General features: G+C 41.8%; 18 protein-coding genes and 1 pseudogene. 7 read left to right on the forward strand and 12 right to left on the reverse strand.

All coding sequences use genetic code 11. The annotated features are described in order from the left end of the window. The first annotated feature begins 247 nt into the window (after positions 1–247). On the forward strand, positions 248–616 hold the full coding sequence (locus H6G86_RS29435; protein WP_190937273.1) for a calcium-binding protein: 369 nt from the start codon (positions 248–250) through the stop codon (positions 614–616). A 38-nt stretch (positions 617–654) separates the two neighbouring features. Here the strand turns inward: H6G86_RS29435 and H6G86_RS29440 are convergent, their stop codons facing one another. The 12 genes from H6G86_RS29440 to H6G86_RS29495 form a co-directional block, all read right to left on the reverse strand. Next, on the reverse strand, positions 655–3,936 hold the full coding sequence (locus tag H6G86_RS29440; RefSeq protein WP_190937274.1) for a plasmid replication protein, CyRepA1 family: 3,282 nt from the start codon (positions 3,934–3,936) through the stop codon (positions 655–657). A gap of 115 nt (positions 3,937–4,051) precedes the next feature. Next, positions 4,052–4,651 (reverse strand): alpha-ketoglutarate-dependent dioxygenase AlkB family protein, encoded by a 600-nt coding sequence (locus H6G86_RS29445; RefSeq protein WP_190937275.1) that lies wholly within the window; start codon positions 4,649–4,651, stop codon positions 4,052–4,054. Positions 4,652–4,696: 45 nt separating this feature from the next. Beyond that, positions 4,697–5,419: a KilA-N domain-containing protein gene (locus H6G86_RS29450; RefSeq protein WP_190937276.1), complete on the reverse strand. Its 723-nt coding sequence runs from the start codon at positions 5,417–5,419 to the stop codon at positions 4,697–4,699. Between the two features lie 59 nt (positions 5,420–5,478). Beyond that, entirely contained in the window at positions 5,479–5,937 is a 459-nt protein-coding gene (locus H6G86_RS29455) for a DUF1392 domain-containing protein (RefSeq protein WP_190937277.1), read from the reverse strand. Next, on the reverse strand, positions 5,934–6,332 hold the full coding sequence (locus H6G86_RS29460; protein WP_242065032.1) for a helix-turn-helix domain-containing protein: 399 nt from the start codon (positions 6,330–6,332) through the stop codon (positions 5,934–5,936). Before H6G86_RS29460 ends, H6G86_RS29455 begins: the two co-directional genes overlap by 4 nt. Then, positions 6,329–6,565 (reverse strand): hypothetical protein, encoded by a 237-nt coding sequence (locus H6G86_RS29465; RefSeq protein ID WP_190937278.1) that lies wholly within the window; start codon positions 6,563–6,565, stop codon positions 6,329–6,331. Before H6G86_RS29465 ends, H6G86_RS29460 begins: the two co-directional genes overlap by 4 nt. A 75-nt stretch (positions 6,566–6,640) precedes the next feature. Beyond that, a complete protein-coding gene (locus tag H6G86_RS29470) occupies positions 6,641–7,492 on the reverse strand; it encodes a hypothetical protein (RefSeq protein ID WP_190937279.1) in 852 nt (283 codons plus the stop codon). 128 nt (positions 7,493–7,620) lie between these two features. Continuing rightward, a complete protein-coding gene (locus H6G86_RS38990; protein ID WP_242065033.1) occupies positions 7,621–8,010 on the reverse strand; it encodes a hypothetical protein in 390 nt (129 codons plus the stop codon). Positions 8,011–8,034: 24 nt separating this feature from the next. Beyond that, a complete protein-coding gene (locus H6G86_RS29480) occupies positions 8,035–8,238 on the reverse strand; it encodes a hypothetical protein (RefSeq protein WP_190937280.1) in 204 nt (67 codons plus the stop codon). Then, entirely contained in the window at positions 8,231–8,557 is a 327-nt protein-coding gene (locus H6G86_RS29485; protein ID WP_190937281.1) for a hypothetical protein, read from the reverse strand. Before H6G86_RS29485 ends, H6G86_RS29480 begins: the two co-directional genes overlap by 8 nt. A 162-nt stretch (positions 8,558–8,719) precedes the next feature. Next, on the reverse strand, positions 8,720–9,514 hold the full coding sequence (locus H6G86_RS29490; protein ID WP_190937282.1) for a hypothetical protein: 795 nt from the start codon (positions 9,512–9,514) through the stop codon (positions 8,720–8,722). Positions 9,515–9,624: 110 nt separating this feature from the next. Beyond that, the gene (locus H6G86_RS29495; protein WP_190937283.1) at positions 9,625–9,957 is read right to left on the reverse strand and encodes a hypothetical protein; all 333 of its coding nucleotides are present in this window, start codon (positions 9,955–9,957) and stop codon (positions 9,625–9,627) included. A gap of 146 nt (positions 9,958–10,103) precedes the next feature. On the opposite strand from H6G86_RS29495, the gene H6G86_RS29500 reads away from it, so the two are divergent. The 6 genes and pseudogenes from H6G86_RS29500 (at position 10,104) to H6G86_RS29525 (ending at position 15,764) form a co-directional block, all read left to right on the forward strand. Beyond that, complete coding sequence (locus tag H6G86_RS29500; protein WP_190937284.1) at positions 10,104–10,361, forward strand: hypothetical protein; 258 nt, start codon at positions 10,104–10,106, stop codon at positions 10,359–10,361. 557 nt (positions 10,362–10,918) lie between these two features. After that, the gene (locus H6G86_RS29505; protein ID WP_190937285.1) at positions 10,919–11,086 is read left to right on the forward strand and encodes a plasmid partition protein ParG; all 168 of its coding nucleotides are present in this window, start codon (positions 10,919–10,921) and stop codon (positions 11,084–11,086) included. Positions 11,087–11,142: 56 nt separating this feature from the next. Then, positions 11,143–11,510: pseudogene (locus tag H6G86_RS29510) on the forward strand (hypothetical protein); the annotation flags it as partial. A gap of 47 nt (positions 11,511–11,557) precedes the next feature. Then, complete coding sequence (locus H6G86_RS29515; RefSeq protein ID WP_199338469.1) at positions 11,558–12,667, forward strand: TIR domain-containing protein; 1,110 nt, start codon at positions 11,558–11,560, stop codon at positions 12,665–12,667. Positions 12,668–12,863: 196 nt separating this feature from the next. Next, positions 12,864–14,723: a CHASE2 domain-containing protein gene (locus H6G86_RS29520; protein ID WP_190937286.1), complete on the forward strand. Its 1,860-nt coding sequence runs from the start codon at positions 12,864–12,866 to the stop codon at positions 14,721–14,723. 75 nt (positions 14,724–14,798) lie between these two features. Further along, complete coding sequence (locus H6G86_RS29525; protein WP_190937287.1) at positions 14,799–15,764, forward strand: DUF928 domain-containing protein; 966 nt, start codon at positions 14,799–14,801, stop codon at positions 15,762–15,764. Positions 15,765–15,808 lie beyond the last annotated feature (44 nt).

Consider the following 15,808-nt stretch of genomic DNA (forward strand, 5'->3'; position numbering starts at 1 on the left):
TCCAGCAGAAGAGATGATTATATTATTTATGGTAAACACAGGGACAATTGAAAGTAATACTGCTGTACAACGCCACTATCCTACACACGACAGATTTACACTCGCCCTGTAAATTAAGACTAACCATCCAGTTATCCAGATATCTTTGAGATATCTGACAAAATTGATTTATGGGTATTGCCATTAAATCAGCATCAATTGCACTGTATTGTAAGGCATAACTTTATCAGGATGAAAAGTCAAAGCTATGTCAAAGCTAGAACGAGACGAAAACCGAGAAGAACGCATTGATATGGAAGCTATTGTTGATGCCTACGGAGAAGAAGAACGCGCGATAGGATGGTACTATTACCTCGCTGAGAACATGAATTTTCCCTTCCAAGCACAGTGGATTAGCCGCAAGCGTCCCGAAGTCAGAAATGTTGAAGTAAGAGAAATGTCTCCAACAGATGATTGTTCCCACGATATGTTCGTAGAAGTGCAATACGAAGAGGGAACCATTGACGATATTTTTTCCGCACGTCTATCGGAAATTAACCCCATTGATGTTGACGAACAAACCGCCCAAGTTATAGCTGACTGGCATTATTGGGTGGGAAGAGGATACGAATTTTAGCAATTATGTGGTAAAAGTCTGGCTTTGTGAGGAATGACCTATACCCCCACCAACCAATCGCACACTATAGACCTACACCCGTCAGCATAGTTAACCCAAATCTGCCACTGCCCCAGATAGCCATTCCAGTAAGGCTCACCATCAGCCACCCCAACAGAAGAGCCAACTTGGGAGATTAACTGATTGTAGAACGAGCCAGCGCTATTTAGCCCAAGCTGCATTTTCACCATCAGCCCCTTCCATCCAAGAATCGCGATATTTTCTGGGGTACGTGGTGCTGTGTCACTGAGTGGTGTTGCAAAGACTATATTATTAGTGCCTGACACCACTTCAGTATTGTGCGATATGGATAGTGATGTTGTGTCAATACCTGGTGTTTGTAACTTTATATTATTCGTGACTGACACCGACTCACTTTGAAATAATTCATCCCGATTGAACCACTGCCCAAAAATCGAATCACGCTGATCATCAGGGGCAACAAACTGATAAACGCACTCCCGATTTTCACGCTTACCCAACCGACCAACGTAATCCAACTTCAAGTCAATCTTCGCAAGTAGTTTCTGTGCGATCGCTATCGGGGTAAGTTTTTCCGAGATACTAACATTCAAGTAATTCTTGATAACGTGCCGATGCGTTACAGCCAGGGCTTTAAACTCCACCATCTTCTCGTCGCTGCCACGTAACTGAACATCTGGTGTAAGAAACTGCAACAGATTCAGATTTTCGAGTAACAGTACAGCCGGCAACATTTGCCCCTTGTTAAAATCTGGTTTCCAAACCGAATTCTCCCCAGCTTCCAATTGCGCTTTAGCCCGTTTAGCATCACGGGTGGTCAGAAACTCTCGCCCCAGTGTCAAATAATAGTGCATTCTCAGTTGAGGATACCAGCCGTCATTATCTTTCTCGACCAAATCAGGGGTTACGTCAATTTCGTAACGACGGGACAATTCCGCTTTGCGCTGCTGATGTCGTTCGGTTTTCGTTTTCGCCCTTGTGTCTTGCAGCTTTTTGAGTTCGGCATCAGAGATGGTTGGAGAATCCGCGATCGCCTGACACTCAGCAGTATACAATTCCTGACTTGCCGCTTTAACCGACTCGATTACAGCCCCACCCTCATCGTCATCAGCATCGTCAGTATCAATAACGGTGTACCCATCTTCGACCAAACCCGCAAGCACAGACTCTCGATAACGCCGCATTTCTACATTAATCACAGAACCACGCTTACCCCAAGTCTGCAAAGATTCGGGCTGAAAATTCTGCTCAATAAAGCTATAGTCATCATTATCCGCCGCCGACAATAGCGCAATGTTAGCTTGTGTTGCAACGTGTTGACTTCTGAGCAATCCTCCTATCGTTGTAGAGCCATTGCCCACAAAGCCCATACCCCACTCTCTGACCCAAATGTGACGGTCAACAGTTTCCCTAACCCTTGCTAACATCTGCCGCACAGAGTTAACCGGCTGCACTCCCTGAAAAATCCCCCAGACACCATCAAAATGTCCTCGAATGTCGATAGATACTCCAGTTTCAAGACTTGGGGAGGCGATAATCAAATCATACTGGGTGAGAATTTCGTTCAGGTGAGCGATACAACCGAAAGCCGCATGAGAGGGGTCAGCAACGGATTCGCTGTCTATTCGCAGGATTCGCAGGTGTGGGAATTTGCGGCGAAAACGTTCCTCAAGTGCCTGGGTTCCCCATTTAGACTTAGCTTTTTGAGCAGAGCAACATAGTAAATGATGCCCACCAAAAGCTATCGCCTTGTCCAGTGCGGCGATGAGGTTTTTCGGGTTAGTGCCAGAGTAGTTGTAACAGTTGCCTGCTACGTGCCGATAATTGTTGACGATAACGAAGGGATTAACCCGATATTCTCCAGCAAGTGATAAAACATACTTTACATCTGTGTCGGAAACATCGGCACTAGACAAGTAAATCTTTCCTTGACTGCTGCCTAAAACATTCTGTACCAGTTGTTTGAGGTTTTTGAGAACGGATACCCGACGTTTTTGCACTTCTGTACCAGAGTTGAGCAAATGCCAGAATACTTGGTCGCATTCATCAATAATAATGACATCATTTGACCAGTCATTAGGGTTGAATCGCGCCTGACTTTCTTGATGCAGCGAATCAACGCACACCCCATATCCTAATAATGTGCCTGTTTCATTCGTGCGGACTTCGGTAACATAGTTAACACCAAAGCGATTGCACAATGCCTCACCCAGTTGAATCCGATGGGTGATGATTAACACCCTACGTCCAAGGTCATGTGCTTTCGCCACCTCAGTTGCAAGCCATTCGGTTTTACCAGTACCTTTGGGAGCCTTGAGGATAATCAGTTTTTCGCTTTCGGGGACGAGAAGCTGGCCCAAGAATCTTTGGTTGAGTGCGATCGCTGGCGGATAAGTCAGCAGAGTAAACAGCTTAATCTCCCACAACTCCAGTGCAACGGCTGTATTGTAGAGTGCGTCAAATGCTGGCTGACCCAAGGCATAGATAAAATCATCAACCCCTTTCTCTGCCCCTAGCGGTAAATCAATCACCCGCAGGGAACAACCCTCATTTACCAGCAGCCGTCCCATGCGACTGATAGCGGTTCTGACTCGCTGGACTGTTTCAGGTTTGTTGTCTTGGTCAAAGCAGATGTTGACCTGTCTGCCCTGTGTTGCAAAATGTTTCAAATCGGGAATCAGAAAGGGTTTACCAATAGCAGTACCGTACTCATCATGGGGTGTGCGGTATCCAGCGTTAACACCGGGAATTGCGATCGCAGCATAACCAGCAGTTAGTAATGCTCCTGCTTTTTTGACCCCTTCGACAATCGTCACTGGGACATTATGCTGCCAAACCCAGTGCCAAAAGCCGCCAGGGTGCTGCAAATCTTCTTCGCTGATGGGGATACCAGAGCGATTTGAGACTTTCACCCAAATGCGATTCGGTACTATGAGGAAGAAGGCGCGTGTTTCTTCTCTGTAGGGGTGTTCATACTTGATGAGTTTATGGATCTTCTGGCGGTCGCGTCGGGGATGGTCTGGTTTGAAACAGCCCCACATCATTAATTTGTAATCGTTGAGGGGGTCAACGCCATTGCACCACCAGCCGCCAAGTTCAATGTGCTGGTATTTCTTCAAATCGCGATCGCGTAATCGTCCATCATTGCGACGGGAGATTTTGGGACTGTAGAGCAGATATTCGTAAGGGGCGGTGTCAGACAGCGATCGCACATTCAGAGCAATGATTTCTTCGTCAACGCAACTGTTGAGCCATTCTTGTAAGTGTAGAGCTTGAGAATCAGATTCGATTATACGCATATTTCCTCTCTTTTTTGACGCATGAAAATGGAGCGGCACTTGAGTCTGTGCCGCCAGTTCAAACTTTTTGCGATACTTTTGCTGGCTATGAAATCCTCAAAAGCCAGCTACAGCTTTATCTCTCGCCTCCCGTGTGTGGTCGAAATGTGAGGTTAATCCGCGTACTAACCACTTTGTTTGTTTTGGGGACTTGGTGAAGGTGAGTTGATTGACAACCAGGGTGCATCACAAGTAAGCTGCCGTGTTCCAGCCAAAAGTCAGTGGGTTTACCATCTCTCGGCTTAATTTGGAATTTGCGACATGATCCCAGGCTTAGCGATGCAATCGCAGGGTTAGATCCCATCGATGGTTCGTTGTCTGTGTGCCAGCCGATGCTGTCCTGTCCACTGCGGTACTGATTTCCGATGACGATGCGGAATTTGTAGCCAGTCAATTTGGTAATGGAGTCGCGTAACTTGGCCAGATTGTCTGTCCAAGTTAGGGGTTTTAAAAACACGCTGTTGGAGTAAAGATAATCACATCTGGCATCACCATAAATACATTCGAGGCGAGGGACGGGCATTGTTTTACCCGCGATCGTGATTTGATTTTGCTGCCACTCCAGTTTCAAGCAGTGTTGGTAAAGTTCATTGGCTTGTTCAAGGCTTAAGAAACCAGGGTAATAGGTGACTGGAAGAACTGGAGTTGATTCAGTGAATAAATTGAGTTGTTGCATGATACTTTTCTCCTACTATTGAAAGTATTTTGAAGACAATTGCTGTTAGTTTTGACCAGTAGAGAAAACCTCAATTAACACACTTTCTGGATACAAACCAACTTTTCCAAAACGTGGGTCATGAATGCGTTCTATTTCTATCCCTTGTTTTCGACACAATGCACTTGCATTTCTACCTTTAGTACCGGCTTCTTTTACTGATATTTCTAAACCTTGAAGATTGGCAAAACCAACAACACTATATTTATGTCCGCATGGTGTGTTTACCCTGTCTTGCTCAACTTCAACCGCTTTGAGACGGTGCAAAATTTCAGTCTGTTGCTGCTGTTGTTGGAGTAAATGCTGTTCTTGCTCTGCCAGTTGTTGTGCTAGAGCAGCAAGTAACTGAACTTGAGTCATTGACTGCTGCTGTACAGGCTCTTGACTCATCATCACTTTCATTAAGGTTCTGTTGGCCCAGATGCGGAACTCGACAGAAACCCACTGAGCTAAATCAACGGCGATTTCTGGATGAATCCAAGTACCTTGAGAACTGCCATAGCCATCAACTTCGATGACAAGAGACGATATCGGGATTCCGATGTCGTTTGAAAGTGCTGTCCAGTAAACTTTTGTGGACTTTCTTTCTTTGTAATGCCCCCAAGACTTATTATTTGCATGGCACATCTGAGTTGCATTTACGTAGCCTTTGGGTATGCTGTATTTGCCTAGCTGCCCAACTTCTGGCATTTGGTTAATATCTGAGTCACGCCATTTGTGTATCAACATAATTAACTCCCTGGTTATTGCTCAAACAGTGAAAAAAGAGGAATTGCAATCTAAGAAACTCAAACATTTACCCGCACCAAACTTTTTTCACCAACTAATGAGAAACGATTCGATATAGTCGGTGTCTTAATTAACTTTGGTGACATCAATTCAACAAGGTAAAACCAAGAATTATGCACCAGCGCAATCCCCAAAACCAGCCGTTGCTTTGTTCCTTTGTCGTGAGAGCAGAGGATTACTCTTTCACCCAAAACGAAAGCAGGTTTTTGCACAGTGATGCTTTTTAATTCTCCCGTCCCGATGATTTGGTTTTGTGTAGCGTGGAGTATTTCTTTTCCGCAATCAATTGAATAAATCCAACATTCGTGTTTCCATTGCATACCGCAGCAGTAACCAAATGTTCTTGTTGTGCGGAGAAAAACTCTCTCTAGTAAATTAACTGCAACAGGTGGAATTGTTTGTCCCCAAGGTGGAGAAAGATACCAGCTTGTTTGAAGTGCGTTAATGTGGTCAATCATGCTTTTCTCCCTAATAGGTAATTAATCGCTTCAACATCAAGAGCAGCAATGCGTTTTTTTATTGATTGTGGCGGGTGATCAAAAAACTCTTTTAAATGCCATCTCCGAATTTGGTAATGTCTGGCAGAGCGTCTTGTAGCTTTGAGCCATCCTCTTTTCACCCACCTTGTGACAGTTGAGAAATTCAATTGAAGAACTTGAGCAATTTCTTTGCAAGAATAGTTATCAAGAGTGGGACGGGCTGAATAACCTAAGTTGTTTAACTTCAGGTAAATTGCAATTGGTGTGCGTTCATATCCTCGTCTTTTTAGGATTGAAGCTATTTGTTTGACTGTATAGACTTCAGCTTTCGCCTCAATAATTGCGAGTTCTTCGTCAGTCCATTTGATACTCATAATCTCACCTCCCCTCTTGATGCAGAGATAGAATGTGTGTCAGTCTTTCCTTGTACAATTTGAGCGCTGATAGATTCAAACTCTACCTGAGCAATATTCAAATCAATCAGCATCTCACCACTGTTATAGAGGTCTGTAATGTGCTGCTTAATTGCCGACTCTGACAGTCCATCGGGAATATTTAGGTGCGCTTCGCTGATGATTTTATCTACTACTGTGACAATGACTTTCATGGCTTTTATTCCCATCTGATTAATTGAGGATTCAGAAATCAGAATTATTCTGTATTCTGAATCCTGACTTCTGATTTACACTGCTCCAGCTTTTGCTGCTTGCACCTGTTGCATCCATCTGTTGATTGCCGTTAATTCATCAGCACCATTACCAACAGCATCAACAACTTGATTTTGATACGAAGATTCGGCATGACTGGGGTATTCACACTTGCCTGCTGCCCAAGCCAAACACATGGTTTTGATTAGTTCATTAATCTGGTTAATATCAAGTAGACTTGGGCGGTCAACATCCTGAAATTGCAACCACTCTTTGACCAAATCAAGCGGATAATCAAGCAAAGTGCGAATATTTTTAACTCGCAAGTCTTGAGTCGGTACTGGTTGAGGGACTACGCTGAGTTTTGCTGGAGCTACTAGGGTTTCTGCTATAGATGGTATAGTTGAGGATGTGCCACCTAAGCGGGATTGAATATTACGAATGATGCTTGCCCAATCAGCATTTTTATTCCATTCTCTTTCAATTCTGCTTTTAGTTACTGCATCATAAAGATTACAGAAAACGGTATTTTGTTCACCAGCATTAGCAGCAATAATCAGTGGCTTAGAAAAATCCTGTACACCTGATGCAGCCAAGAGAAAGCTTTTGGTGAAGTTTGTTTCAACACCACTTCTGATGACATAAACTTCATCAGCACTCACTACAATATCGAGCTTCAGATTGTCCTTGCCTTTGAACTCTTTAGTTGTAAATCGCAGTTCAGACAGATAACCAGTTAATGCTCTTTGGGAAACAGGGATGGTTTTATCCCGTTCAATATCGTAGTGATACCACAGGTAAGATTCTCCACCTAACTCGGCATTTTTAACATATAAATAGATGGGTTCGGGAGGGTTGCATAAACCTAGTTTGATTTCAGTAGTCATGTTTCACCTCGGTTAATGTTTCATTGATTGGTGTTCTGTGTGCAATAATGGGAATTCTGTAGCGGAAAGCAACTTTACGTAGTAGCAATCGTTTGAATATTGACTACATTCAGACGATTGCTTTTGTACTAAAGAGAAGGCTGTTGATTCCGGTCTAACTCCCATTCCAGATAAGTTAGGGCAGTGCTAGCATCGGCAATATTTAAATCAGGTTGATATCCCTCGTCCAACAGTTGTTTATAGTCTGGGTGCGTAGCAACAAGGGATATCAAAGTTTGAGCTTGTTCAACTAATTGCTGGAGGTTGGGGTTAGACATTTCAATGCCCAGCCTGAAACATAAATCTTCTGCTTTCACTCCCCTGATTCCTGGTTCAATCTCGGTTTCTAATTCTTCAAGCAGAGATTGAAAATTAGGGTGTTCATCGTTGATTTCAATCTCAATCAAATCTGCGCTCTGTGTAACGGTGGTTGCCCAATCGGGTAAAGTCTGTGGAATGGTTTTAGCGTAAAGTTTCATAATTGGTTCCTCTTCGGTTAAGAGTTAAAAATCCTCGGCAATCTCTAACAAAAAACCGCGTCCCGTGTTCTGCACTTGCACCATTTCTCTATCCAGTAGTGTTTGAATGACTGAATTTGAAACTTGGCATTCGAGAGAGTGTAGAGGAACACAACCACCACAAAGTTGAAGTAAACGCAGCAAATGATTGGCTCTGCGGTCAAAGCTGTTGTCAACCGTCTTAGGCATTTGTGAAACCTCCAGTTACTACGGCTAACTGTTGTTGCAGAATTGCTATTTGACTTTGATAAAACTCAATCTCTGCGGTAATTTCTAAGAATAATTCTTCTGGTGTGAGCGGTTGGATTTGCTCCTCTTGCAAGTACGATGTTTCGTTAGAGTTTTTGTTAGGCATCAGCACATAGCGCCAACCATCATCAAATTGTTCAGCCAACTCTGTACCCAAAGGATAGTAATAAAGTCCCAGGATGATGCCCTGTTGTGTACGCTGTTCCAAGTTAAAGCGAGGGTAGGGCCAGTGTTGTGGGATCGAGATTGTCGGTTGCATAGATGAATAGGTGAATGAAGGGAAAATGAGAGAAGAATTCAGAAGTCAGAATTTCGGGAAGAGGTGGGAAAAAGAGGAGAAAAGAAGGCAGATTTTATTAACTTCTGCACCCTGCTCTTTGTTTTTTTACTGACTCCTGACTCCTGGATTCTGACTACTGAATTACGCTGTGACTAACTCCGCTCTCTCCAGCAGTCGTTGCAATCTATCGCCAGTTAGCTGTTCTAAGGGTTGCTCGAAAAAATATTCATCAAAAATGGATTTACCACCATTAGACACATCCAGCATTGACAATGAGCGCACAGCATCAAACACAGAGTTAGAATACTGCTGCTGGACTGAATAACGCCTCTTCACCCACCAGTTCCCGTCAGTGCATCCGACTTGCCCCAGTTTCACGCCGTTGTTGTTGTAAATGCCATCATCGAGAATTTCAAACCCGTAATTCTGGCACTCGTTGAAGATATGCGCCATGATTTGGTTTTCAGTCGTGGGGGGTGTTGCTTCTTGTTCCTGCACAGGTAATGAGCCATCTTTATAGTGAGTGCAGATGAAGCGATCGCAACGCATTACAGTGTTGGCACGGAATACTTCTTTATCGTTGACTATGACTACCCAGCGTTGGGTTAAGTGGTTGTTGTCATAGGTGATGCTGGCTACCAGTTTGTCATCAGCGTAATATTCGTGATGGTCAAAAGAGATTTCAACTATTGTGAGGGGTTCGGGAGCTACAACTTGGGCTTGGGTTGCGATGTAGTTGTCGAGTTCGGCTTGGGCTGCGGCTTGGTTGTCAACTTTCTGAAGCTGAGTGGATTGGTGGGTGATGATTGCGTTTACCCAAGTGTCAGCCGCTCTTTTGTCTCCTCTGGGTGTAACGCCGAGTTCGGCAGCGATTCTTTTGAGACGGGGGAGATTATGGCGGGAAAGGGCTTGCTGTGTATACCTTACATGGGTCATAATGAAGTTTCCTGTAAAAAGGGTCAAAGGGCGATCGCAGAGCCTACGAAACTTGAGCGGTCGCCTTTTGTTTTGTATGTTTCTATTTTACCGTTGCCAACGGACAAATGTCAAGCAGTAACAGTAATTATTTTAGCAGTATCGAAAAAATCAGTAATATCAGCATTCAGTGCTTCACACAAAACGTTAACAACCTCTACTGAAACAGTGATTGTTCCACTTTTGAGGCGGGTAGCGTAATATTCAGGCTGTTCTAATTGCTGAATATATTGATGTGCAACCTTTTGCCCAAGTTCAGTAGTTTTTTGCTCAAGCTGACGGCGTGGGATATTTCCGCGTAATTCCGTTAATTTTTTGGCTTGTTTATTACCCCATTTGAATGTAGCAATATGTTCAATATCTATCATTGTAGTAATTTTTTTACCGTTGCTACTTGCCAGCATAACATTTTAGATTTATTGTTGTAAGCAGTAATAAAGTACCCTACAGAAAGGTGGCATGACCGTTCATGTCATCAACTTTGTATTACTATGCAACAACCAAGGACAGCGATCGCCTTTTGTTAGGGGAATTTGTTCTAAATTAGGTTATGAAAGCAGCAACTAAGGATGCGATCGCATCTGTTGAGAAATCTGGACTAGGGCAAATGAGTTATAGCCCTGGTAAAAACTCATCTCAATTGCAGATATCCCCCAGTAAGAACCCTAGTAAAAATCGCCGACGAAAGGGTGAAGGCAACGGCTGTATTTACTGCCGCACCATAATCAAGAACGGTAAGGAATACATACCCCCAGGCTTATTATCACGCTTAGGGAAAACGGGAAAAAAGGACAAAGTACATCCCTAAAAAATTACTAGGGGATAAGCAGATAAACCCTAGTAAAGACTAAATACCAGAGATTAGCCCTAGTAATGAGATATCCCCTAGTAAAACGCGACAGCACAAGGGTGAGGGGAGCGATAGCATCTTGTAGCGAACAATTACTAGAAACGGCAGGGATTACCCACAGGCTTACTACCACTATGAGTTTTGGAGTCAGAGCGGTCGCAACCTCAAGTCACCGAAGTATATCCAAAGCGTTTACTGAATCGCGTTCAGGAGATGGAGCGGTAGAAAGCAGCAGTTAGGGAGATTTTGCAGGTGTTGGGGGTGTTAAAATCATCAAAGCAAAATCAGGGCAAACGCACGGTATTTCTGAAACCCTTACGGCATAAGGATACTGATGAAAAAATCGGCTAAATTGAAAACGCCGAAATCCTTGTTATTAAAGGATTCTTATGCTTCAGATACGTTTGTCCTGATTTTAGCTCCTATCGTAAATATACTGAATATTGCTAATATCAATCTGGAATCAGGTTTTGTGCATTTGTAGCTTTGTGTAGACACTACTTAGAATAACCGCTATGCATATAAGTATTGCAGACGAATTAAAGAAGCAGTTTCATGCAGCTTGCGCTTTACGTGGGCTGAAGATGAGCCAAGTGAGAACTGAATTAGTTGAGCAATGGTTAAAAGCTAATGAAGCTTCCTTTGCTGGTGAGTCGAAAAGGCAAGAAACTGCCAGGAATTAGAGTTTTTTAGCCACATTATTTTATTGAGTAAATATTATAGTACTTGCGGCCAATTTATGCCTAAATCTGATCCAGCGAAAATAAAGAAAGTAGCTTTCAGCCTACCCTTCGGTATTGGCTCAGTAGAATGGGAAGCCGACCAACAGAACGTAGGGCAGCATGGTCATTTTATGTTGAACTTATAACACGCATTGCTGTGCAGTCATTGGAAGCTGATAACGGCCTTTTACGAGAAGCTTTAACATCTTTATACAATTTGTTTCCTGTAACGCGGCAAGTTCTCAAAGAAGGTGGTCCAGATGTTGGTGCATCTCGTGATTCAGTTGGAGGAATTGCGATCGCAGTTTTGAATAATGGGTTGCGTCCGTTCCTGTCCAAGTGGCATCCACTATTGCAGACATGGGAAGCTCAGAAACCGCCTCATTAAAGTCCGAAAGAGCATGATCAAAATTGGTTTAAGGAACCAAAATTATGGAAAACAAAACTCCAGTGAAAAAAATACTGATTCTAGCAGCCAATCCTAAAAATACCCCGCCCCTGCGTCTAGATGAAGAACTGCGAGACATTGAGGAAGGATTACGGCGTGCCCAAAAGCGTGACCAATTTAGTCTAGAGCAAAAGTTAGCAGTCCGTCCAAGGGATATCCAACGGGCATTGTTAGATATCAAACCGCAAATAATTCATTTTTCAGGACATGGTAAAGGGGAAGAGGGATTAGTCTTTGAGGATGAGATTGGGCAATCCAAGTTAGTAAGTGGAGCCGCCCTAGCTGGCTTGTTTAAACTATTTGCCAATCAGATTGAGTGTGTGGTGTTGAATGGTTGCTATTCTGAGGAGCAGGCAAAGGCGATCGCTCAAGATATTAACTATGTCATTGGTATGAGAAAGGCGATCGGCGACAGAGCTGCTATTGAATTTGCAGTGGGTTTCTATGATGCTTTGGGAGCAGGAGAATCCATAGAATTTGCTTACAATTTAGGTTGTGCTGCTATCCAATTAGCAGGAATTGAAGAACATCTAACACCAGTTTTGCTTAAAAAGCCACAAATAGCTGACAGTGTGGCTCAGAAGATTTTCACTTTAGAACCACCTCCTGTTCAGCCAGAATCTGTATCTCAACCGGAAAATCGAGCGATTGAAGTTTTTTTCTCTTACGCTCATGAGGATGAGAAATTGAGAGATGAACTGGCAAAGCATCTCAGACTTCTGGAGCGACAAGAGGTGATTAAAGCCTGGTATGACCGCGACATCTCAGCTGGGGATGAATGGAAAAGTGAGATTGAAAAGCAGTTGAATTCAGCCCAGATCATTTTGCTACTGGTTAGTTCCGATTTTTTGGCATCTGACTTCTGCTGGAGTGTGGAATTAAAGCGGGCAATGCAAAGGCATGAGGCAAGAGAAGCCCGTGTGATTCCAATAATTCTGCGTGAGGTAGATTGGCATAAAGCTCCATTTGGGAAACTGCAAGCGTTACCCAAAAATGCAGAACCCGTAACAAATTGGACAAATCACGACCTGGCATTTGCAGATATTGCCAGAGGTATCAGCCGAGTTGTGCAAGAGTTAAGTAGAAAAGCTTAATCTGTAAAGTGTATTCATAATTCTCGTACTTTTTCTGAGAGTTAAACAAAGTGCTGGCATTTAGTAAATGCAAGGTTCCCAAATATAGGCTTTATTCTTGAAAATAATAGTAACATTATTTTATAAGAAGCTGTTGAATCAAGCTTAACCTATCTGTTTATTTAGGTTTTCATCGTATTTAAATACACGAAAAATTATGCTCACACTAGCGCAAAAACAATCAATTGAAATTTTCTTTTCCTATTCTCAAGAAGACAGAAAATTGCGCGACAAACTTGCCAATCACTTAAGTATTTTAAAGCATCAGAAAGTTATTAATGATTGGCATGAAGGCGAAATTAGTGCAGGACAAGTAAGTGCTGATGAGATTGAAAGACATCTAAATTCAGCTAGTATTATTCTATTGCTAATTAGTTCAGATTTTTTGGCTTCTGAGAAACTCTGGCAGCGAGATGTAACACTAGCTATGAGAAGGCACAATGATAAAGAAGCTTGTGTTATTCCTGTATTACTACGCCCTTGTGAATGGAAAAGTGCCCAGTTTGGTGATCTGCAAGCTCTTCCTAAAAATGAAGAAGCTATCACAAGTTGGCAAAATCAGGATGAAGCATTCAAAGAGGTTGCAAAAGAAATCCGAAAGGCGATTGAAGCAAAATCAGATTACATAAGCATACCTCAAACATCAAAAAGACGATTTAAAATTCCTTGGCGTAGCCTGCGTAATACGCTTTTTGCAAGTGTACCAATAACCCTTTTAGTAATAGTTATGCGTGTAATGGGAATATTTGAAGCATCAGAGCTTTTGTTATTTGATCGTATAATGCAAAATCAACCAACCGAGCCTCAAGATAGCAAACTGTTACTCGTTGAGATTACTGATGATGATAGAAAACACTATAGTTCTGATAAAAATAAATATGAAATTTCTCAAAATGCAGCTTCTTTGTCAGACAAGGTTATCTTTCAACTACTAGATAAACTAATTCAAAAAAAACCTCGAGTAGTAGGCGTAGATATTTATCGTGACTTTTCTGCTTATTACCCTAAATTAAGTGAATTGTTTAAGAACAAAGAAAAAAGCAAGCTTTTAATTTTTGTTTGCAAATTTCCCTATTTTTTAAAAGAAAAAGATAAAGGTGTCGATCCTCCACCTGAAACTGATGTTTCGATAGAACAAGTAGGGTTGAGTGACCTGCTAGATGATAGTACTGGAGTTATTCGTAGACAACTTGTGACGATGCCAACTCCAAAGACTGAGAGAACTAAAAATTCTAAATGTAGGAATAATAAAAGTGGAGAAATGGAATCCTTTAGTTTCAAAGTAGCTCAAAAATATTTGGCTACAGATGACAAGTTCAAGCCGTATAGTATGGATGTAAAAGATAAATTTCTCAAGTCTGGGAATACTGTTTTACAACAGCTTGCTCCTCATACATCAGGTGGATACAAATTGAATGACTATAATGGTTATCAAATTTTGCTGAATTATCGTTTTGTAAAAGAAGACGCAAAAGATTCTCCTGATAATCTTGCTCAAAGAATTAGTGTTAAAGACGTATTAGATGGTAAAATTAGTGACGATGACATCAAAAACAAAATTGTTTTGATTGGAACACCCTCTGAGGGATTTGATGCTGCCCATGCTACTCCCTTTTCTAGTACTAAAGAGGGAGGAGAAAAAATGCGGGGTTTATATCTTCAAGCACAAATGGTGAGTCAGCTTGTGAGTGCAGTCTCAGACCAACCACCACGACCTCTACTGAAAGTTGGTTCTAGTATAGATGAAATACTTTTGATTCTCATTGGCTCAATTGTTGGGTCTATTTTACCGCAGTTATCCAAAAAATCTAGATATTTCTTATTTATATTAGGAGGAAGTTATCTTTTTTGTATTTTAAGTTTTTACCTTATCTGTTACCTCTTTTTTAGTCTTTCAACCAAGCGTTGGATACCATTCTTTTCTCCTACTTCTGCATTTACGTTATCTGTAGGAGTAGTAATAATTTTAGTAGAGCTTCAATCTCCTAAAAAAATTAAACCCCAACAACATTTTTAGCTTACTAAGTTATTTATGCTCTGGCCTCATTTATTCATTAGATGCTTTAAAACTGTTCTCAACAGTACTCTCATAATGGTTTTCTTAGTCAGCTACCCTTCGCCAACTCTAGCAGCTAATATTTGGCAAGATATATTATCTTATCTTGGTCTTCAACGGCGAGATGTACGAGGAGTAGCTGATAGTCGTGCAAACGGTGGTGCAGGACGTGGAGACTGTCCTAACCTAGCATATAAAAGTACAAACACAGACAAACGATTAATTGCACTTATCCCTCCAATTAAACAGTCAAGTCTACTGTTACCACTTAGTTCTTTATCATCTGAAACTCTGGGATCATCTCTTAAATCAATATCTCAAGAGTCCTCTCAAGTAACCTGGATTCGGAGTGACACTATAGAGGAGAAGCCTTCTTTGTGGTTCTACATCCCCTATAGTTATAATAAGCAATCACAACTAGAGTATGCAAAGCTTGCACTTTTATACCAAAGCAAAGGTCTTGTTAGAGAAACTCCAATTCTGTTCAAACTCCCTAAAGAACCTGGTATTGCTGAAGTTAAACTTCCAATAAGTTTAGAAGTTAATAAACCATACAAATGGTTTTTCTCAATTATATGTGACGAAAATAAACCTTCTAGAAATCCTAGTGTTACTGGCTGGATTCAGAGAATTTCACGAGACAAATCGGTATTTCCAGTGGAGCCATCTAATGCTCTACTTTCCCGAAGATATTATATTTATGCTCGATCCGGACTCTTATATGATGCCTTTACTTGGCTTGTCAAGGCTTACGAACCAATAAGCCAACCTCATCAGAACTCGTTTGCCTCAAATTCCAACAACTATCAAGAAGCTATAAAGCAAGATTGGTTTGACTTTTTCAAGGAACTAGACTTGATTGCTGAGAATGATGAGGACGATAAGAGAGATGAAAGTAATAAGAGAAACGAGGAAAATAAGATTGCTGATGAGATTGCTAAATCCCCAATTTTAACATTAGAGTGCGTACAGAAAAGCACTTACCAGAAATGTAACGAATAAATACAGTTTACAGTTAAGCTTAACGAATTTATAACTTGGTTAAG

Origin of the sequence: Nostoc sp. FACHB-133 (assembly GCF_014698055.1) — a bacterium.
Taxonomy (GTDB): domain Bacteria; phylum Cyanobacteriota; class Cyanobacteriia; order Cyanobacteriales; family Nostocaceae; genus Nostoc.